At 36.7% G+C, this 20,455-nt stretch carries 19 protein-coding genes; 3 read left to right on the forward strand and 16 right to left on the reverse strand.

Features of this window, described 5'->3' with window-relative positions; genetic code table 11:
- Nucleotides 1-6: 6 nt before the first annotated feature.
- The 14 genes from ACMV0E_RS05005 to ACMV0E_RS05070 form a co-directional block, all read right to left on the reverse strand.
- A complete protein-coding gene (locus tag ACMV0E_RS05005; protein WP_416085281.1) occupies nucleotides 7-1,305 on the reverse strand; it encodes an acetyl-CoA hydrolase/transferase family protein in 1,299 nt (432 codons plus the stop codon).
- The gene (locus ACMV0E_RS05010; protein WP_416085282.1) at nucleotides 1,306-2,508 is read right to left on the reverse strand and encodes a TetR/AcrR family transcriptional regulator; all 1,203 of its coding nucleotides are present in this window, start codon (nucleotides 2,506-2,508) and stop codon (nucleotides 1,306-1,308) included. It abuts the gene before it with no gap.
- Nucleotides 2,509-3,459, reverse strand: coding sequence for a branched-chain amino acid ABC transporter permease (locus ACMV0E_RS05015; protein WP_416085283.1), 951 nt, complete (start codon nucleotides 3,457-3,459; stop codon nucleotides 2,509-2,511). It abuts the gene before it with no gap.
- The gene (locus ACMV0E_RS05020; RefSeq protein ID WP_416085284.1) at nucleotides 3,459-4,319 is read right to left on the reverse strand and encodes a branched-chain amino acid ABC transporter permease; all 861 of its coding nucleotides are present in this window, start codon (nucleotides 4,317-4,319) and stop codon (nucleotides 3,459-3,461) included. The genes ACMV0E_RS05015 and ACMV0E_RS05020 overlap by 1 nt, the downstream gene beginning before the upstream one ends.
- The gene (locus tag ACMV0E_RS05025; RefSeq protein WP_416085285.1) at nucleotides 4,312-5,025 is read right to left on the reverse strand and encodes an ABC transporter ATP-binding protein; all 714 of its coding nucleotides are present in this window, start codon (nucleotides 5,023-5,025) and stop codon (nucleotides 4,312-4,314) included. The genes ACMV0E_RS05020 and ACMV0E_RS05025 overlap by 8 nt, the downstream gene beginning before the upstream one ends.
- On the reverse strand, nucleotides 5,018-5,767 hold the full coding sequence (locus ACMV0E_RS05030) for an ABC transporter ATP-binding protein (protein ID WP_416085286.1): 750 nt from the start codon (nucleotides 5,765-5,767) through the stop codon (nucleotides 5,018-5,020). Before ACMV0E_RS05030 ends, ACMV0E_RS05025 begins: the two co-directional genes overlap by 8 nt.
- Before the next feature lie 58 nt (nucleotides 5,768-5,825).
- Nucleotides 5,826-7,394 carry an ABC transporter substrate-binding protein gene (locus ACMV0E_RS05035; RefSeq protein WP_416085287.1) on the reverse strand — a complete coding sequence of 523 codons (1,569 nt, stop codon included), beginning with the start codon at nucleotides 7,392-7,394 and terminating at the stop codon, nucleotides 5,826-5,828.
- Nucleotides 7,395-7,414: 20 nt separating this feature from the next.
- Nucleotides 7,415-8,158 carry a 3-oxoacyl-[acyl-carrier-protein] reductase gene (gene fabG / locus ACMV0E_RS05040; protein ID WP_416085288.1) on the reverse strand — a complete coding sequence of 248 codons (744 nt, stop codon included), beginning with the start codon at nucleotides 8,156-8,158 and terminating at the stop codon, nucleotides 7,415-7,417.
- 10 nt (nucleotides 8,159-8,168) lie between these two features.
- On the reverse strand, nucleotides 8,169-9,155 hold the full coding sequence (locus tag ACMV0E_RS05045) for a 3-oxoacyl-ACP synthase III family protein (protein ID WP_416085289.1): 987 nt from the start codon (nucleotides 9,153-9,155) through the stop codon (nucleotides 8,169-8,171).
- A gap of 8 nt (nucleotides 9,156-9,163) precedes the next feature.
- Nucleotides 9,164-10,231, reverse strand: coding sequence for an alpha/beta hydrolase (locus ACMV0E_RS05050; RefSeq protein WP_416085290.1), 1,068 nt, complete (start codon nucleotides 10,229-10,231; stop codon nucleotides 9,164-9,166).
- A gap of 178 nt (nucleotides 10,232-10,409) precedes the next feature.
- Complete coding sequence (nadE, locus tag ACMV0E_RS05055; protein WP_416085291.1) at nucleotides 10,410-11,321, reverse strand: NAD(+) synthase; 912 nt, start codon at nucleotides 11,319-11,321, stop codon at nucleotides 10,410-10,412.
- A gap of 42 nt (nucleotides 11,322-11,363) precedes the next feature.
- A complete protein-coding gene (locus ACMV0E_RS05060) occupies nucleotides 11,364-12,461 on the reverse strand; it encodes a tungsten cofactor oxidoreductase radical SAM maturase (protein ID WP_416085292.1) in 1,098 nt (365 codons plus the stop codon).
- Between the two features lie 58 nt (nucleotides 12,462-12,519).
- The gene (locus ACMV0E_RS05065; RefSeq protein WP_416085293.1) at nucleotides 12,520-14,328 is read right to left on the reverse strand and encodes an aldehyde ferredoxin oxidoreductase family protein; all 1,809 of its coding nucleotides are present in this window, start codon (nucleotides 14,326-14,328) and stop codon (nucleotides 12,520-12,522) included.
- Between the two features lie 122 nt (nucleotides 14,329-14,450).
- Nucleotides 14,451-15,317 carry a cation diffusion facilitator family transporter gene (locus tag ACMV0E_RS05070; protein ID WP_416085294.1) on the reverse strand — a complete coding sequence of 289 codons (867 nt, stop codon included), beginning with the start codon at nucleotides 15,315-15,317 and terminating at the stop codon, nucleotides 14,451-14,453.
- A 113-nt stretch (nucleotides 15,318-15,430) separates the two neighbouring features.
- Between ACMV0E_RS05070 and ACMV0E_RS05075 the strand changes: the two genes are divergently transcribed.
- Entirely contained in the window at nucleotides 15,431-16,300 is an 870-nt protein-coding gene (locus tag ACMV0E_RS05075; protein WP_416085295.1) for a hypothetical protein, read from the forward strand.
- 63 nt (nucleotides 16,301-16,363) lie between these two features.
- Here the strand turns inward: ACMV0E_RS05075 and ACMV0E_RS05080 are convergent, their stop codons facing one another.
- Nucleotides 16,364-16,888, reverse strand: coding sequence for a hypothetical protein (locus ACMV0E_RS05080; RefSeq protein WP_416085296.1), 525 nt, complete (start codon nucleotides 16,886-16,888; stop codon nucleotides 16,364-16,366).
- Nucleotides 16,889-17,011: 123 nt separating this feature from the next.
- On the opposite strand from ACMV0E_RS05080, the gene ACMV0E_RS05085 reads away from it, so the two are divergent.
- Both ACMV0E_RS05085 and ACMV0E_RS05090 read left to right on the forward strand, forming a co-directional pair.
- On the forward strand, nucleotides 17,012-17,611 hold the full coding sequence (locus tag ACMV0E_RS05085; RefSeq protein WP_416085297.1) for a GNAT family N-acetyltransferase: 600 nt from the start codon (nucleotides 17,012-17,014) through the stop codon (nucleotides 17,609-17,611).
- A 44-nt stretch (nucleotides 17,612-17,655) separates the two neighbouring features.
- A complete protein-coding gene (locus ACMV0E_RS05090) occupies nucleotides 17,656-18,603 on the forward strand; it encodes a cation diffusion facilitator family transporter (RefSeq protein ID WP_416085298.1) in 948 nt (315 codons plus the stop codon).
- Here ACMV0E_RS05090 and iorA read toward each other — a convergent pair.
- The gene (gene iorA / locus ACMV0E_RS05095) at nucleotides 18,600-20,438 is read right to left on the reverse strand and encodes an indolepyruvate ferredoxin oxidoreductase subunit alpha (protein ID WP_416085299.1); all 1,839 of its coding nucleotides are present in this window, start codon (nucleotides 20,436-20,438) and stop codon (nucleotides 18,600-18,602) included. The two genes, ACMV0E_RS05090 and iorA, sit on opposite strands and share 4 nt — an antisense overlap.
- Nucleotides 20,439-20,455: the final 17 nt, after the last annotated feature.

Genomic DNA, 20,455 nt, shown 5'->3' on the forward strand with positions numbered 1-20,455 from the left:
TCCTCCTTAAATTAGATTCATCTTTTTTGCTTCGCTTGAAAGGTAATCTCTAAAATTTGGATGAGCAATGTTTATCAATTCTAGTGCACGTTCTCTAAGGTTTTTACCTCGAAGATGAGCAATACCATATTCGGTCACAATGTAATCGACATCTTGCCGGGGGATTGTAATAAAACTTTCCAAGGGAAGCATCGGGACAATTGTTGAGATAGTATCATTCTTTACTGATGAGCGCATAGCAATGATACCTTTCCCACCTTTAGACATTACTGCGCCTCTATGCATATCAAGTTGTCCGCCAGTTCCTGTATATTGCTCGAATCCAAAGGACTCCGAACAAACCTGTCCTGTAAGGTCAACTGCCAAACTCGTATTTATGCTTACCATTTTTTCATTTTGAGAGACTACATACGGGTCGTTTACAAATTTCCCTCTGTGTATTTCAACTGAAATGTTCTCGTCTACATAGTCGTAAAGCTTTTTAGTTCCCATGACAAACGCTGCAACAGTTTTACCTTTGAAAAGGTTTTTCTTTGTATTTGTTACAATTCCTTTCTCAATTAAATCAACCATTCCCTCTGTCATCATCTCAGTGTGAATGCCAAGATCTTTTTTGCCTTCAAGGAATTTTGAAATTGCATTAGGAATCCCTCCTATTCCAAGTTGGATTGTTGAGCCATCTTCAATAAGTTCAGAAATAAACTCACCAATCCTTTTTTCAACTTCGGTTGCTTCTACTGAAGGTACTTCAATAATGGGCTCCTTACTTTCAAAAACATAGTCCACTTCGCTTATATGCACATGCGTATCTCCAAATGTCTTTGGCGTGTTTTCATTTACTTCAAGGATAACAATATCGGCATTCTCGACCATATCTTTCTCATAAACAAGACCAAGTGAAAGCGAAAAATATCCGTTTCTATCCATTGGTGTTGCAGTGCCTACAAAAACATTTACATGTTTTGATTGGATCTTATCAGTCGATGCTGCATGAAGGTTATTTGGAATGTATGTTGCTTTACCCTGCTTGTAAAGAGCACGCTCAAAATTTCCAAGATACCAACTCTCAAGCGTAAATGGCGCGTTTTCTCTGTCAATATATTTGTAAAATTCATATTCCTTAAGAAGCAAGCACGAAATAATATTAACTCCCTGCACCCTATCTTTTATAAGGTGCAAATTTGAAAGAAACGAGACTGGTTGTGATGCACCAAGCGCAACGACTACATTATCAAAAGATTTAATCCTATTTAAAACTCCTTCAATATCGAGGAGTTTTCTCTTGTATTCTTCTTTTACGTCCATTTAATCCTCCTTTAAGATTCCTTTTAATCCGTGCATTATAAATTCAAGTACTGAGAGAATTGATTTATCGGATAGTCCTTTCTTTTTATTAAGGACAAACCATCTTATACCAACCGTATGAGAGATACCCATAAGAATATATGCAAGAGTTTCGGGATCGGTTTCAATTATCTCTCCCCTACTCATCCCTTCAAGAAGACCCTTTGCATAAGATGATGCAATTCTTGTGTAGTACCAAACGCCAATATCTTTATCAATGAACTCTGACTCACGCACAATTCTATAATCATTTCCCATTGTCTTAAATTGATAAAAAAATGCCTGAATCCCTGCATTTTCTATCTCACGCCTATCTGTAAAATCCTTGCAATAGTACCAGGAATTTTTCCTTAACATTTTGTTTACAAACTGTACTACCTCTTTTAGGGCATCTTTTTTACTATTAAAGTAAAGATAGAAAGTACCCAGTCCAACATGCGCATGATATGCAATATCTGAAATCTGCGTTTCGTTGTAGCCACGATCTCCAAAGAGTTTTTCAGCAGCCTTAATGAGGCTATACCGTGTTTTTTCGCCTCTTGATTCAAATGACTGGGTTTCTTCAAGAGAAAGTTCCTTTTTAGGAATAATGTAAGGAGCAAAGTTACCAATTTTATCAATGCCATTTTTAAGCACGAGTTTAACTACCTCAAACTCCTTTTCAATATCAGGCTTGTTCTCCCAGATAAGATTCTTTATAACAACAAAATATATACTCCCAAGGATTGCATAAGATATTGCTTCAGAGTCGAGTCCCTCAATAAGACTTTGTTTTAAAGCATCTTTAATTCTTCCAGTAAGTCTTTCATAGAAATCAAAGGCGAGATCTCTATCCACAAATTCAACTTCCCTAAAAATATCATAAAGTGTTCGCTCAGTCTTTGTATAATCCTTGTATGCTAAAAGGATGGAAGAAATTTTATCAAATGGAGTTCCATCAACTGTGGATGCCACTTCTATCTTTTTGCAAAGTTCATCTCTAAAATATCCGACAATTTCTCTAAAAATTTCATCTTTGTTTTTGAAATAATAATAAATAAGAGAAGTACGTACGCCCAAACGACGAGCAATCTCACTTATTGAACAATTATCAAAACGTTTTTCTTTGAAGACGTTTATTGCTTCTTTAATTATTTCTTCTTTCCTATCGGAAGTTTTTCTCACTTATTTTGCTCCTACTGGTCTTTTGAGTATTCTATCAAACTTTTCAATAATCTCATAAAGTCCCCTTGGCAGAAAAAGTACAATGATTATGAGGATTATACCGAAAACCACTGTTGCCATAGATTCAAGATGAGTGCCAAAAAATCTTGGAAGAATTATCCACAAAAATGACCCAAGGATTGGTCCAAAGAGTGTTCCAAGACCACCGATAATTGTAATTGCAAGAAAATCAATTGATAGTCCTAATCCAAAATTCATTGGGTGCAGATATGATATAGAGTGGGCATAAAGCGCACCTGCAAGTCCCGCAAGAGCAGATGAAATGACAAAGGCAAGGATTTTATAATAAGATATATTTATTCCACAGGCAAGTGCTCCATATTCAGAATCCCTCATTGCTCTAAGCGCCATGCCACTCTTGCCTCTTAAGAAATTCCTAATGAGGATGATAGTGATCACAAGAAATACAAGGAATAAATAGTATTTTGAAATCTCGCTTGAAAATGAGAAATTGAAAATACTTATAGGGGGTATATTCATAAGGCCATGATCACTCCCTGTTATTTGTAGTCTTTTAATTATATCCGTTATTGCAGTACTTAGTGCCATAGTTGCAATTGCAAGATAAAACCCCTTTAACCTCAAGGAAGGAAAGCCTATCAAAAAACCAAAAAATGCTGCAAAAATAACACCTAAGAGAATCCCCAATAAAGATGGTAGATTAAGATTCATAACAAGAATCGCAGATGTATAACCACCAATAGCCATAAATGCTGCATGTCCCAAAGATATTTGTCCTGCAATTCCCAAAAGGAGATTAAGTCCAATAACAGCAATTGAATATATCATTACAAGGTTTAGGTATCCTACAAGAGACGGCCTATTTTTAAGTAATATAGGAATCACAAGAACAACTACACCTAAAATTATGTATATGAGATTCTTCTTCATCATGCCCTCCTTGCTTCACGTCTTCCAAAAATACCGTGAGGTAGAAATAGCAGAATTACAACAACAAGAATTAGAGAAAAACTTTCCTTTATAGAGGGTATATAATAAGCAATGAAGTTTTCAAGTACACCAAGAATAAGACCACCAAAGATTGCGCCCGTAACTGAGCCCATGCCTCCAAGGACTGCAGCAATAAAAGCCTTGAGTTGCACAACTATCATAAATGTAGGTTCTAAAGATAATCTTGGTGCCGTCATAAGCCCTGCAATTCCTGCAATGCCAAATGATAGTGCCCAGATAAAAGTTGTAATTCTATTAATGGGTACCCCTAAAACAGTTGCTCCATACTCATCATCTGCAATACTTCGTGCTGCAATGCCAATTTTAGTTCTATAGAGGATTAGAAAAAGCATAGCAAATATGATAAGAGCAATAAAAATTGTTAATATATTTTGCCTATCCATTATAACGTTCCCTATAACAATTGGATCTCCTTGGATAATCGGTGGAAAATATAATGGGATATTACCAAAGAAAGTTGCAACAACCCCCTCGAGAATCATTGTAAGTGCAAGAGTTATCATAACCATACCAAGGTGTGAACTCTTTCTTGCCTTAGTCATAAGACCTCTATCAAGCAGAACACCAAGAAGTATTCCTGCAACAACAACTACTGGAAGTGTAAGGTATGGTGGGACTTGACGTGCAATAAAAAGAAAAGCAATATAAGTCAGAAACATTCCTACATCGCCCTGTGCAAAATTCATAACATTTGTTGTAGAGAGAATCAAGACGATGCCTACCGCAGTAAGACTATAGATAGAGCCAGTTGCAATTCCTCTAAAAATGAGACTAAACATATTTTCCTCCGAGGTACAATTTTTTTACTTCGTCATTTTCCTTTAGATCTAAGGGAGGTCCGTGAAGTGCAATGCGTCCAAGAACAAGGATATATGCATAATCTGAAATGTCAAGAGCCTTTCTTGCATTTTGCTCGACAAGAAGAACCTTTAAGTCTGTTCCGTCTGCAAGCTTTCTTATCACATGGAATATTTCCGAAATAATTTTTGGAGCAAGACCCAAGGAAGGTTCATCTAAAAGAAGGAGTTTTGGTTTTGCCATAAGCCCTCTCCCAATTGCAAGCATCTGTGCCTCGCCACCAGATAGAGTACCTGCCTCCTGGTTTATTCTTTCCTTCAGCACAGGGAAGAGTTCAAAAACAAAATTCAACGTCTCTTCATTTTCAAATTTGTTTCTAAAATACCCGCCCACTAAAAGATTTTCCTTCACAGAGAGATTTGGAAATATGTGACGTCCTTCTGGAACATGAGCAATACCTATCTTTGCAATTTGCGATGGCTCAAAGTGAGTTATATCAACACCATCAAAAATTATGGAACCTCTTTTTGGCTTTACGATATGGGAAATTGTTTTAAGAAGAGTTGACTTACCTGCACCATTTGCACCAAGTACCGATACAATCTTTGCGTCTTTAAAGTCAATATTTATATCATGGAGGACATCAATTGGTCCATATCCAGAAACAAGATCAATTATCCTAAGCATCTTCCACCCCCAGATATGCTTCAATTACTTCGGGGTTTTGCAAAACGCTTTGGGGATTACCTTCTGCTATCTTCAATCCATAATTCATCACTGTAACAACATCAGAAAGATCCATGACTATTCCCATATCATGCTCCACAACAACTAATGTAATGCCAATTTCCTTAAGGTGCAGAAGAATTTTTTTCATCTCTTCTTTTTCTTCATCATTAAGCCCTGCAGCAGGTTCATCAAGCAGAACGAGTTTAGGCATTGAGACGATTGCTCTTCCAAGTTCTACAAGTTTTTGAGTGCCGTATGGAAGGTACATAGGAAATGCCTTTGCTAAATGCCTTATCTGTAAAAGATCTAAAACGAAATCTACCTTTTCTTTAGTTTCCTTGGTATTAAATACGTCAAACCCGATAAAATCCTTCAATAAGTTGGTTTTTAATTTTGGTTGAAGCCCCATTTTTATATTTTCCTCAACAGTCATTGAATAAAAAATACTAAGGTTTTGGTAAGTCCTCATAAGACCAAAAGAAAGTCTATCATGAGTTGGAACTTTCCTAAGATCCGTTCCTAAAAAACTAATACTACCACCATAGGGAACAAGATTGAACACTGCGTTAAAAACAGTTGTTTTTCCTGCACCATTTGGTCCTATCAAAGAGTGAATTGTTCCCTCAGAAACCACCATGCTAAAATCGTTAACTGCAACAAGGTTGCCGAATTTTACCGTTAAGTTTTTTATCTCAAGCATATCTACTCCTTTATTTGATTTAAAAGGGAAGGGTTCCCCCTTCCCTCGTATTTTTAAATTATTTCAAAACAGAAATCCAATCAGAGACTTTTACAAGTTGCCCGTTTTTTACCTGCATGAAGAACATCGAGTATTTACCTGCTCTTTCGTTTGGTCCATAACTTATGTCCTTTGCAAGCAAACCACTCCATCCATAGAATGTTTCAAGCGCCCAAACAATTGCATCTCTTGTCGGATACTTGCCTGCCCTTTTCAATGCCTCGACGAATACTTCTCCTGCAACAAAGCCTGCAACCGCATAAGAGTAAAGAAGTGAGTTATCATTTGGATAATATTTTTTCCAGATTTCAAAGAACTTCTTAACGCCTGGATCCTCAGGATTTGAGAAGTCTACCCATCCTGTTACATAAACACCCTCAGAAGCAGAGCCAGCTGTTGCCACAATGCCTGAATAGGAATAAGGAAGGAATATCTTTTGAGTTAATCCAAGAGACTTTGCGGTTTTAACAATATTTGCACCAATACTTGTGTTTGCTGGCGCATATACGAAAAGTACATCAGCATTAGAATTTTTAACTTTCAATAGGTATGGGGTAAAATCTGTCTCAGTTCCGGGGAAAGATGATTTATAAACAAGATTTCCCCCAAATTTTGCAATTCCTTGTGCAACACCTTGTGCACCTTCATTACCTGCATCATCATCTTGGTAGAGAAGTGCATAATTATTAAGTCCAAGAGTTTTTGCATATTTTACAAAAATCTGTCCTTCGTTATAGTAGTTTGGTTGAACTGCAAAGACATACTTTTTGGGAGGTATTGAAAGTTTAGATGACCCAGATCCCTGGTAAACAAATGGAACTCCATTATTATTAAGATAATCCATCACTGCAAGACAACCTGGGGTACCAAGCCCTGCAACTACTGCAAAAACTTTATCCTCTTCAACAAATTTCTTAACTGCTGTTACCGTAAGTGCTGGGTTAAATTGATCGTCTGCCACAAGCACTGTAATCTTTCTTCCATAAATTCCACCCTGATCGTTTATCCAATTAATATAAGATTGGAATCCATGATAGAACGGAACACCAACTACTGCAAGAGGCCCAGAAAGAGCAGAAAATGTTCCAATCTTTATCTCTGTATCGGTGACACCAGGAACCGTATAGGATGGCTTTGCACTTATATAAATAACCCTCTTCTGTGGCTCATAATATACGTAGAGTCCCAATGCCTCTGAAATGAATCTTATAGGAACCATCGTTCTTCCGCCCAAAATGTAGGGTGCTGCATCAAGTGTATATGGCTTCCCGTTTACTGTTGCAGTTTTGCTTCCGACCTTCAAAGTGATAGTCGTATTATCACTTCTGATTGTTACAGTTCTTGTTGCATTGTCCCAGGAAACATCAGCCCCAAATGATTCGGAAACAAGCCTCACTGGTACAAACGTTCTTCCGTTTACAATTACAGGAGGGACATCTGCAGTTTTACTAACACCATTAAGTTGATAGAGGTTTATACCCACAACAAGCGTAAGGAAAAATTCCTTTTGCGCTTGAACCGGTTTTGGAAAAACAACTCCTCCAAAAACCATCGCTAAGACTAACAAAATTACTAATACCTTTTTCATGCTTTCCTCCTCTTGAATTTTTATATTACAAGTCCCCCATCGACATGGAGGATATGCCCTGTGATAAATGATGCTTCATCTGAAGCAAGGAATAAAATTGCATTTGCAACCTCTCTTGCTTCACCCATACGTCCCATTGGTGTCTTTGAAACCATATATTCGATAACCTTATCAGGAACTTTTTCAGTCATTGGAGTTTTAATGAAACCAGGCGCAACAGCATTCACACGAATTCCCTTTTTTCCAAACTCTTTTGCCCATGTCTTTGTAAGACCTATTACGCCAGCCTTACTTGCTGCATAATTGCTTTGACCAATATTTCCGTAAACACCGACAACGGAAGAAACATTAACGACAACGCCACTCATCTTCTCCATCATAATGGGAAGTACCGCCTTCCCGCAATTAAAAGTGCCCGTTAGATTAATTGCAATAACTCTATTCCAGTCCTCTATATCCATCTTAACAAGGAAGTTATCTCTTGTAATTCCTGCGTTATTAACAAGAACGTCAATAGTATGAAAATCATTTAAAACCTTTTGAACGGCAGAGTTCACGCTCTCAAAGTCTGACACATCAACTTTATAGCCAATACACTCACCGCCTGTAGCTCTGATTTCATCTTCTACTTCTCTTAGTCCCGCTTCATTCATGTCAAAAATTGCAATCCTTCCACCTTCTTTTGCAAAAATCTGGGCAGTTTCTCTCCCAATACCAGAGGCACCACCTGTAATTATTACTACCTTCCCTTTCAATCTATCCATAAAAACCTCCTTAAACCCACCTAAACAAAGCAGAACTCATTACGTACCCTACACCAGACGTACAAAACGCAATAAGATCACCATGTTTTATCTTTCCTTCTCTTATTGCATCGTCGAGTGCCATAAATGCACAAGCAGAGCCAGTATAACCATATTTTTGCATAATGGTGTGAGTCTTCTCCATTGGAAGTCCAAGTGCCTCCATCGATTTTTGGATGTCAATTAACCTCACTTGTGTAAAAATGACCATATCAAGGTCTTCTACTTTGTAATTAGTTTTTGCAAGCGTTTTTTTGATAACATTAGGCCAGTTTCCATAGTTTACATCAGGTGGATACTTGTGAAAATTAGGATGAAATCTTAAAAGATGTTCCTTCTTTTCAACCATTTCCTTTGTAATGTGGTATTTTGTACCAACATATATGCCATAAGAATCCCAGTATTGCCCATCTGCAACAATCGTTGATGCGATATACCCTGGCTCATCAGATTTTGTAAGAATGAGAGCAGATGCTCCGTCTCCAAGCATAGGCGCCAAGACCTTGTTATCCCAATCAATCCACTTTGACATTGCATAGGGTGCAACGACAAGGACGTTGTTAACGGTTTTATCGAACATAATATGCTGAGCTCCAATACTCATACCAATAACAGCATCAGCGCATGCAGCATTAACATCAAAAGCTCCTGCATTTTTAGCTCCCAATTTATAGGCAATAGCAGGTGCAGTGGGTGGTGTTATGTAATCTGGTGCATCGGTTGTCATGATGAGAAGATCGATCTCTTCTGGCTTCATATTAGCTTTTTTGAGAGCATCTTCTGCAGCCTTCACTGCAAGATCTGATGCGCTTTCATTTTCTGCCGCAATGTGTCTTAAGGTAATCCCTGATAGATATTGACTGACATCAAAACCATACCTTTGAGAAAGTTCCTCATTAGTAATAACTTTCTCAGGAAGATACATCCCAGTTGCAAGAATCTTTGCATACCTTTCCATAATTCCTCCTAGTTATTTTCTTCTATAAACTTAGTTAACAACCTATTAAACTCTTCGAACTTCTCAATGTGAGGTGAATGGGCACAATCTTTCATAACCTCTTCAAAGTATTTGCCACCATTTTCTTTGTATTGTTCAAGAACAAATCTCATTTGTGATACCATTGGTTGTGGGGGGTAAACATCCTCGCCTGGATAATTAGGAATGAATCCCATCTTTCCAAGGTATCCAAAGTCAAAGAAAGAATTATCTGAAACAATAAGATCTGCTTCACCTCTAACCCACAAAATAGGGATTTTATTTTTAATTTTTGTAATACTACTCAAATTTACATATTTTGGAGACATTGCATTGACAGGGCCAAATTTGCCTGGTGCAACGTTCGGCCAATTTGGAGATGGAACAAAATCACCAGGATATCTATCGGGGCCAATCTTAATAAGAAGAGATGCTCTCAAATAATCTTCTTCTCTTTTTGCCCTAAATGGTGGCTTATAATAGAAATTATTTATAACATTTCTTGGAGAGTTGGGGTCAAGATCACTTGTATCATGTTCCTTTATCCTTTGAACAAAATCTGGATTAACCGTGCCACCACCGGAACCTGCAAAATCTTCATAGCAGGGAGTTCCTTTTAAGTCCTTTGTCCCTCCAAAACCAAAAGGCGAAACAGGAGAAATAAGTGTAAGAGATCGCACAATCTCCGGGTAATCAATTGTGAATTGCATTGCAATTCCACTTCCCATAGACCAACCAACAAGGTGGACATTTTTTAAATTTAGAGCATCTAATAGCTCTTTCAAATCATTTGACCAATCTCTAAACCCTAGAGTTGCATCGATAACTTTGTCTTCAGTAAGACCGTAACCTCGTAAATCAGGTACAATTCCATAGAATTTGTCTGATAAAGAAACAATTGTTTCTTCAAAATAAGTACCAGAAGTAAAATTACCATGCACAAAGAGAACAGGTACATCAGAACCTTTTCTCTCAGGAACTCTAACAAACTGTTTAAGCCTGGGTGTCTCAACAAACCATGCTTTAACACCCTCTAAAATCTTTGGCAAATCTTCCATAACCTCCTCCTTATTTTTGATATATGATTCATCTATTAAATTCTATATAGAAAAAATTTTTTTGTCAATACCTGAATCACATATCAAATCAAATTAAAAAAAAATAAAAAATTCAAAAAAATATTGGTTAAAACTTACTCATATGCTCTTATATTTATTGGCTTTTAATTAACCTTACTTAATTTTCAATCTCTGGGTATGGTGGAAGTTCCCTCATGTGAGATGATAATTCCCTGAGAGTCTTGATATATTCGATTTCTTTCTCAGTTATATTTTCATTTTTGAGTTCGCTTTCAAGATTGTGCTCAAGTGCATATAATATCATATCAATCTTTTCGTATGGCATTTGTAGTGCAAACTCATCGGTTAAACCAGGTGCAAGGTCAGGCGAAGGTGGTTTTTCAATAATTTCTTTTGGCACGCCCAAAAATTCCGACAACTCTCTTACCTGAGTTTTGTATAAGTCTGCAATAGGGTCAAAGTCTGATGCCGAATCTCCATATTTCACAAAATATCCTGTGAGTTTTTCTGTTTTGTTGCAACATCCTGCAACAATGTAGTTCATTTGTTCTCCATAAAAGTACAACAGTACTGCTCTTATTCGGTGCTTTGTGTGTAAATACGCATTACCTTTCATTATCTCAATATTTCCCGCTCCACCTTTGAGGGATTTCAAAAAGGTGGTTTCTTTTTCATCCTGATTTTGTAAATATTTATTTATAGTGTAACGTTCTTGAAATTTGCGTGGAATAAACAAAGTAGGTGGCTCAAGAGAATAAACACCTATAGCCTTAAGAATTCCAGTTATATTTATTTCTTTTAGTTCTATATGAAGGGCATCGGAAACTATGCGTGCATGTTTTAAACTCTGTGGGTGAGTATCACGCTCACCCATAAAAAGTGCAAGGATTTTGTCGTTTGGAAGTGCCCTTCTAAGCAAAAATGCAACAAGAGAAGAATCAATACCTCCAGAAAGCCCGAAAATTACACCATTTGCATTGAGTTTTTCAACTTGTTTCATTATGAATTTCACTATTGTATTTGTAACTTCTTCAGGATCTTTTAACCTAAGGCAATCTCTAATACCCATTGTTAATCACCTCTAAGTATTATTTTACCACTTAAAGTCAGTTTATGGACATTGAACGATACCTCTATACCAAAGACAGTCTGCACAAGATGGCGTATTATTATAGCAATCCGAATCGCTTGTAAGACAGAAATCGCATACATTTTCAAGCGGACAATCAGTACATGAAGGGAAAAGCGCATTCTTCACATTAAACCTAAATCTCTTGTATTCATCGGAATTCCATATTTCAAAAAGGCTCTTTTCATTGAGCGATCCAAAAGAATATTTGTTAACAAATTTTTCTCTTCCGTAGATATATTCTGTATATGAATGAAGAAGTCTATAACATGGATAAACACCCATATCAACACCTATAACGGTTGAGTTGTTTTCAATAAACTGGCACTTTCTTTCGGTTAGCAATTTAAATCTTGGAAAAATAATCCTAACTCTGTATTTTCCTATTTTTGTATTGAGCCTATCAATAAAAATAGTATCATCAAAAGATCCATCATATATTATTTCTTTGGAAAGTTCCTTTGAAAATGGCATAAGGTTTGACATAAGAATTGTTGTAATCCCTAATTTATCTGCAAGAGGTAAAAGATTCTCTACGATATTTATGTTGCTTTTCATTAAAACTACTTCAAGCCAAATCTCTGGATTAGACCTTTTAAGTTCCTTTTTTAAGGATTGAAGGTACATAACATTATCCTCAACTCTATTAAAATCTGTTCCTCGAATATCCATATATATTTCCTTTTCTGGTGCATCAATTGAAACTGTAATTTTATCGACACCAAGATTTATAAGTTCCTTTGCATATTTATTCAGAAGGGTTCCGTTTGTACCAAACTCTACGTGATAACCTCTTTTCTTGGTCTCTTTAATAATTTCAACAATTTCAGGATGCACGAGAGGTTCACCAATTCCTCCAAGATATACTGTTTCAAGTTGTGGAAAATCCTTAAAGTTATCAAGAACTCTAAAATAATCTGATAGGGACATTTCCAAAATTTTATCCTTCCAAAATCTTCTAAAACACATCTTACAGTTTAAATTACAAAAAGTAGTTATTTCAACATAAGCCTTCTTTATATCTCTTCCGTCGGGTATTTGAACTGTGTATCCTTGAAATTTAAGTTCAAGTAGTCCCATAATTTCTCCTTAATATAAAAAATTGGGGGGCTTACCCCCCATATAAAGATTATAATGACTATTTCAAAGCAAGTTCTTTTAACTTTTCTTCAGTTGGAATTCCTTTTTCGCTCCAGCCTCTTACTCTGTAATAATCAGGAAGAGTTATATGGAGTTTAACAACCTGTCCCTTCGCAGCACCTTCAGGAAGTGGTTCTTTGAGGAATCTTTCAGGAAGTTTATCTTCTTCAGGTCCAACACCAACATCTATATTCCACAATCTTTCAAGATTCCATATCCTTTCACCTGCTTTAATAACCTCATCTTCTGTATAGTCAAAACCTGTTGCCGCCTTAAGTATTGCTGTATATTCAGGTAATCCTAATGCAAATGATGTAAAGAGGCATAAGCCTTCAGAATCAATTACTGCCGTAAGATCCTGGAAAATCTTAACCCATTGTGCCTTTCCTTCGGTTGCAAATGGGTCGAGTTTCTCCGGTAATCCTAAAATTTCGGGCGAAATCATATATCCTCTCACATGGCATCCACCACGGTTGGACGTTGCATATTCAAGTGCATGCCCCTGTGCACCCCTTGGATCGTATGCTGGGAGTTCCTGTTTCCTTACACTCATTGAAAGTTCTGGATGTCCATACTCTGTTGCAAAATCATGAGAACCTTTTGCAAGTTTATCTCCGATTCCTTTTCTTAAACCAATTGCCTTTGTATATTCAACGATAGCTTCTGCATTTCCAAACTTTGGTTCTGGAAGTTCGCCAATATGATCTTTTGGCACATACCCTTTCTCATAAAGTTCCATAAGAGCTGCAATTGTTGCACCTGTTGCAATTGTATCAAGCCCAAGTTTATTACATAAATGGTTTGCAGTAATAACTGCTTTAAGGTCGCTTACGCCACAATCAGCACTGAATGCCCAGCTTGTTTCATATTCTGGACCTTCCACTTCTTCTTCGATTTCAGGAATCCTTACAACACGACCACAACCTATTGGACATGCAAAACAAGCCTTATTTCTTATAAGATATGTTTCTTTGAGTTTTTCTCCAGAAACTTCATCAACATATTCAAATGTACCTTTTTGGAAGTTGTTTGTAGGATACAATCCATGCTCATCAATAATATGGTTTAAAACCATTGTTCCATATGTTGGAAGCCCTTGCGAAGTTACACCATTTGTTTTAATTTTATCCATAGCAACTCGCAATGCCTCTTTAAATGCCTCGTTATCTGCAATAGGGGCTCTTCCAGTTCCTTTTGCAACAACTGCCTTTAGCATCTTAGATCCCATAACTGCACCAACACCAGTTCTTCCTGCAGCCCTTGCCTTGTCGTTAATTACGCATGCTTGCATCGAAAGTTTTTCCCCTGCAGGGCCAATGCATGCAACCTTTGCAGTTTTATCGGAAACCTCTTCAAGGAGCATATCTGTTGTCTCATAGGTATCCTTCCCCCAAAGGTGAGACGCATCTCTAATTTCAACTTTTCCGTCATTAATCCAAAGGTAAACAGGTTTATCGGATTTTCCCTCAACAATGAGCATATCAAAACCAGCTTTCTTTAATTCAGGACCAAAAAATCCCCCAGAGTTTGATGCTGCAATTACATTATTCAATGGTGATTTGGTTACAACATCGTAACGACCACCTGTTGGTGCTGTAGTAAGAGTAAGAGGACCTGTTGCAAAAATCAATTTATTTTCCGGACCAAGTGGATCTGCATTTCTTGGGACTTCATCAAAGATAATCTTTGCAGCATAGCCTCTTGCACCGATGAATTTCCTTGCAAGTTCTTCGTTAATTGGTTCTACCTTAACCTCCTTTGTTGAGATGTTAACCCTTAAAATCTTACCCATGTAGCCACCTAACATAAAGCACCTCCTTTAAAATTTTTTTAAAAAAAATAAGAAGCCCAATTTAGGCTTCTTTGCAAAGAAGGCAGGCTTGAAGATTGCTCTTCAAACCCTATCGCCTTGTAGATTGTTTCAAATTTTTAAAGTTTGCTACACGGCTCAATATGAATGATTACTTCCGATATGTTCTTTATGTTCTTTTTGATAGTTTCTTCTATTTCAGTTGCAATTGAATGTGCATCACCTACGCTCATATCTTTTGGAAATTCAAGGTGAAGGTCAATAACATAGTAAGACCCAAATTTTCTTACTCTAATTTGATGTGGATTGCAAACGCTATCAAAACTGGAAATAATTTTCTGAACTTCATCAGCAATACTTTCGTCAGTTTCTTCCATTATCTCTGAAATGACAGGTTTCAAAATATCGTAACCCATATAAATGATTATTATCGCAACGAAAAACGATGCAATGCTATCAAAATAACTTTTACCTGTAAATCTTATAAGAATTCCTCCAAGAAGAACCGAGATGGATGAAAGAATATCGCCAAAATAATCTTTTGCATTTGCAATAAGTGCCTGGTTTGAAATTCTTTTTCCAACAATGTTCATATATGCAGACAAAAATATTTTCCCTACGATGCTAATCGTAGCACCGATCATCATAAGGATATCAAGTGCCTCAGTTTTACCAAAGCGAGCAATTGCCTCATACATGACGAATGCACCTGCGAGGACAACAGAAATGCCAATTATACTTGATGAAATAGTCTCTGCCCTACCATGTCCATAGGGATGATCAAAATCCGGCGGGCGTGAAGCAATTTGTGTACCTTTGTACACAATAATGTTCTTTACAACATCGACTGTTGTATCAAGTCCATCTCCAATAAGTGCAATGGAATTTGCAATAACGCCCAAAAGAACTTTCAATATGGCAAGAAAGGTATTAACTGCCATTGCAATTTTTACAGCAGTCAATCCAGAGTGAGTTCGTTCATCCATTTTTCACCTAAAAACCTCAAATATAGAAACTAACCTATTATATGATATAAAAGACTTTTTGAAAAATTTTTTGTAAAGGTTTTTTTGCAATATAATGTAGTTGGAGGTGGAAGATGAAAAAGATATTAATCCTATTAATAATAGCTTTAGTACTATTTGCCTCTTGTGGAAAAAGTGTATCAAATGAGGAGAAATTCGACAAATTCAACGCAAAAAGTGTAGTTAAAGCCTACATAAATTTAATAAACGATGCAAATTATGAAAAAACTCTTACTCTTGTTGATTCAAAGCTTGCAATTGTTTGGCCTGGAATAAGCTTAATAGAACAACTTACAAATTCAAAGATTAAAGACAAATTTGTCGTGGTGAATTTAGAAAGCATCAGCGAACCTGTTAACTTAGGGAATAGTCCTGATGAAGTCGAAATTGTAACACAGATACACCTAAAGCCAACTCAAAAAAGCGCTGAACTTGGAGTTCTTGAAAGAGAGAAAGATACATTTATGATTTTTTACCTAATTAAAAGAAACGACGGATATAAACTCTCAAAGTCTTTTGAAACCGACTCTCTTATTGCAAACTATGTTGAAACAAACCCAGAACTATTTAAAAACATAAAGATTGCTATACCAAACAAGGTAAAAAGAGGTGAAGAAGTTGAATTGGTTTTCGATTTAAATGCACCTAAAGCACTTGGAAATATAGGTGAAGTAAGTTTCATTATGTACCCAGAACCAAACACTCCTAAATATCCTTATAGTTTTGAGACAGTCTTCTATTCAGGAGATGATGTAACAACATTTAAAATAAGACATTTTGCCCTTATAAAAACTGAAAATTCAAAATTTCCCGAGGAAAATCCACAAATAATTCTTGGACCGATACAAATTGACGATGAGGCAAACAAGGGCTCATACAGAATCTACCTACAAACAAGCGGAATTCTTTTTCCTATTCCCCCATATATAATTGAGATATCTTAATAAGGGATTAAAATTGATAAAGGCAGGCAAAAGCCTGCCTCATATTTTTTATTTAGCAAAAATTTATGGATTGGTTTGGGTATTAATGCAGGTGCCGTTTCCTTGACCTCTCATTACTCCGTTCCCTTTAACAAAACCTGCATTTCCGTTTGTGCCTCTCTCGGAAGGTCTGCCTGTCTCAATCCTTTCAACCATTGTCTTTGTCCTTTCAGTTAGAGTCTTTACTGCATTGTCATACTGAGCTTGTGTAATTTTACCCTGTGAAAGCAATTCGTTTAAATAGGTTGTCTTCTTAGAAACGATAAACTGTATAAGACTTTCTTCAGTTCTTCCATGCTCTACTGCAATGGTTGCCAAGGATTTACCAGAAATCCTCTCTGATTGAAGAGTTTCAACAGAAATTCCAAGGTAAGTTGCAATGTCACTTTCAAAATTTTCAAATTTTTGCCCAATTGCAACACCATACCCATTTCTAAATCCAGTTCTACCTGCTGAACCATTTCCTGTTGCAGCACCCACCAACGCGATACTTCCAAACAAAACTGCTACTGCTAAAACTCCTACTAAGAGCCATTTAAACTTTTTCATTTTTACCTCCTAAAGTAAATTTTTTAATTTTTACTACTACCCAAGTATAAAAAAACAATGTGAAGGGAATATGAAAAAATTCTCTCTTTTTTATTTTCCACTATAATTTTTATAGGTGGGGAAATGTTCGAAATTTTTATAAGAAAGGCACAAAAGTCTAATTTTCAGGATTTTTACAATCTCGTATATTTTGCTTCAGGTAAAGTCCTTGATTCTATATTTAAAGATCACACAAAAGATGTTTTAAAAGCACTTTACCAAAACGAGAAAAATCTCTATAGTTTTAAACACACAATATTCATCGAAGTAAACGGAAAAATTGGAGGACTACTTGTTGGATATGAATATAGAGAAGCAAAAGAGGAATCAATTAGCACATTCTTTAACATTATACATGTTACAAAAGGAAACACATTTATAATCCTTAAAAACCTCATTAAGGCATACACAAAAATAGGAAAGGTGTTAAGGGATGAATACTATATATCAAATGTTGCCATATACCCAGAATTTAGAGGAAGTGGTCTTGGTACAAAACTTATGCTCTATGCAGAGCAAACTGCATCAAAAAGGAATTTAAAATATCTCTCGCTTGATGTTGAACGTGAAAACGAAACAGCAATAAATCTTTATAAAAAATTAGGATACAAAATCACAGAAGAAAAAACACTCGATCTTGGAGAAGTTTTCAGCTTTTTTAGAATGGTAAAAGAGATTCGATAAAATCGTTTTGACTTTTACAGTTAGGCTGATATAATATCATCGTTATGAAAATTTTTGACCTTTTTAACGCTTGGCTTTTAAAAATTTTCACAAAAGGTAAAGAAACAAGGAAACAAATAGGTTATCTTGAGGCCTGGGTAAGTATCATAGGAAATGTTGCCCTTGCTTTTTTCAAATTTGTTGCAGGAATATTCCTCAATAGCCTTTCGCTAATTGCCGATGCGTGGCATTCACTTTCAGATGTCTTAACTTCAGTTATTGTCCTTGTAGGATTTAAGGTCGGCGAAAAGCCTCCGGACAAAGAGCACCCTTTCGGACATGGAAGATTCGAACTTTTGGCTACTTTTTTAATAGCGCTATTGCTTGGAATTGTAGCATATGATTTAGGAAAATCTGCAATATTTAGGATTATAAAGCCAGAGCATGTAGAATTTAATTTGATAATACTCATAGTTTTGATTCTATCTGCTTTATTTAAGGAGTGGATGGCGCACTTTTCAATATTCTTGGGACGAAGAATAAACTCAAGTTCACTTATCGCAGATGCATGGCACCACCGATCTGATGCAATTGCAACACTGTTTGTTGCAGTTGGCCTCATATTCTCGAAGTTTGGGATATACAGGGTAGATGGTATTCTTGCGTTGGGTGTTGCCTTACTCATTGTATGGGTTGCAGTTCAACTTCTAATAAGTTCAAGCAATTCTCTTATAGGAGTTGCACCAGACCCTAATCTAATTAATAAGATACACGATGCCGCTTTTACAGTCCCGGGGGTTACAAACATCCACGAGATTTACGTGCATGATTATGTCACAAACAAAATTATATCACTACATGTAGAAGTCAAAGACGACCTAACCGTTGAGGAAGCACACAATATTGCAAATTCAGTAGAAGAAGTCGTTCAAAAGGCAACAGGCGCATACAATGTTACTGTGCACATAGACCCATTGGGAAGAACAAGGAAAGAGGAAGAAAATAAATCCTAAATCTTTCGCACTTTTATGGCTTTTTCAGGGCAGGTCTGCACGCACACAGCACAGCCATCACACAGAAACTCATCAATCTGAACCTTATGATCCTCCGTTACATACATTGCAGGACACGCAATCTCATTTATGCAATTCATACAACCAGTGCACTTTTCAAGGTCAACAACAAAGGTATATTTTTTCTTTGGGACAATAAGCGCACACTCCCTCTTTGAAATTACTACACTCACGCCTTCTGTATTGAGTGCCTCTTTTACGGCTTCAGTTGACATTTTTAGATTATAAGGATCAACCGTTTTCACATAATCAACACCAATTCCCTTAACAACACTTTCAATATCAATTTTTCTTTTACCCTCTTCGTCAAGACCTGGGTTCGGCTGAGCGCCTGTCATTGCGGTAGTCCTATTATCAAGAATAACTAATGTAAAATTGTCTTTGTTGTGAACCGCATTTATAAGCGCAGGAATCCCTGCATGGAAGAATGTTGAATCGCCTATGAAAGCAATGACTTTCTTACCAGAAAATTTTGATAATCCCGATGCAGTGCCTACACTTGAACCCATCGAAAGAAGATAATCAGCCATATTAAATGGTGCATTTATGGAAAGCGTGTAACACCCAATATCGTTTGGATAAATTGCATCAATCCCTAATTCATTAACTGCTCTTTTCACTGCATCATACATCCCTCTATGTGGACATCCTGGGCAAAAAACAGGAGGACGTACTGCAAGTGGCAACTCTGTCTTTAATGGTTTTGGCCGTTCGAAGTTTACTCCTAAAATATGCTCCAAGGCGCTTTCGATTATATCCTGGTTGTATTCATAGGCAATTGGTAATGTTCCATCAAGTTTTCCATAAACTTTTTTATTTAGTCCATATCTTCCAAGAATATAATAGATCTCTTTTTCCATTATAGGATCGACTTCTTCAACAACAAGGATTTTCTCTTTATTTTTCATCGCCTCCATCACAAGTTTCTCAGGGAAAGGATAGGTAAGCGTAAGTTTAAGAACCATTGCTTTGAGGTTTCTTTCGGCAAGTGCATCCATTATGTAATTGAAAGAAACCCCAGATACGATAATAAGAAGCCCTGTATCAATTTTGCCGTCAACCTCAATCAGTTTGTTAAATACGCTTTCGTTTGCAATATATTCTGCCTTTTTGAGTTTTTCTATGATTTCTCCCTTTGATCTGTATGCATTGGAAGGTACAGGCACTAGTTTTGCTGGATCTCTTATAAACTCGCCTTGAGGAAAATTTGTAAATATATCGCCCAGTTCAACTACACCTCTCATGTGGGCAACACGGGTTGTAGTTCTAAAAAGAATCGGAAGCCTTACCTTCTCTGAAACCATAAAGGCATAAGGCATTAAGTCTTTCATTTCCTGTGGAGTTGACGGTTCAATGAGCACTACATTCCCCAGTCTTGCATAATGCCTATTATCTTGTTCGTTTTGCGAAGAAAACATTGAAGGATCATCTGCTGACAATACAACAAGCCCACCCCTAATATCCGTATAGGCAAGTGACATAAACGAGTCCGATGCAACGTTAAGCCCCACATGTTTAAACCAAACAAAACTTCTCAACCCCGATACAGAGCCAGATGCTGCAACTTCAAGCGCAACTTTTTCGTTTACAGAAAATTCAAAGTATATACCTAATTCCTTGTAAATTTCATAAAAGGTATCGCCAATTTCAGAGGAAGGTGTACCGGGATATGTTGCTGTAACTGCAACTCCACCCTCAATTGCTCCTCTAACAACGGCCTCATTTCCAAGCAAAAATAACCTTTCTCCACTTTTTTTAGAAATCAATGGATGCATTTTTCCACCCCTTTCCT

It is taken from the genome of Caldisericum insulae (genome assembly GCF_047785965.1).
GTDB classification, from domain to species: domain Bacteria; phylum Caldisericota; class Caldisericia; order Caldisericales; family Caldisericaceae; genus Caldisericum; species Caldisericum exile_A.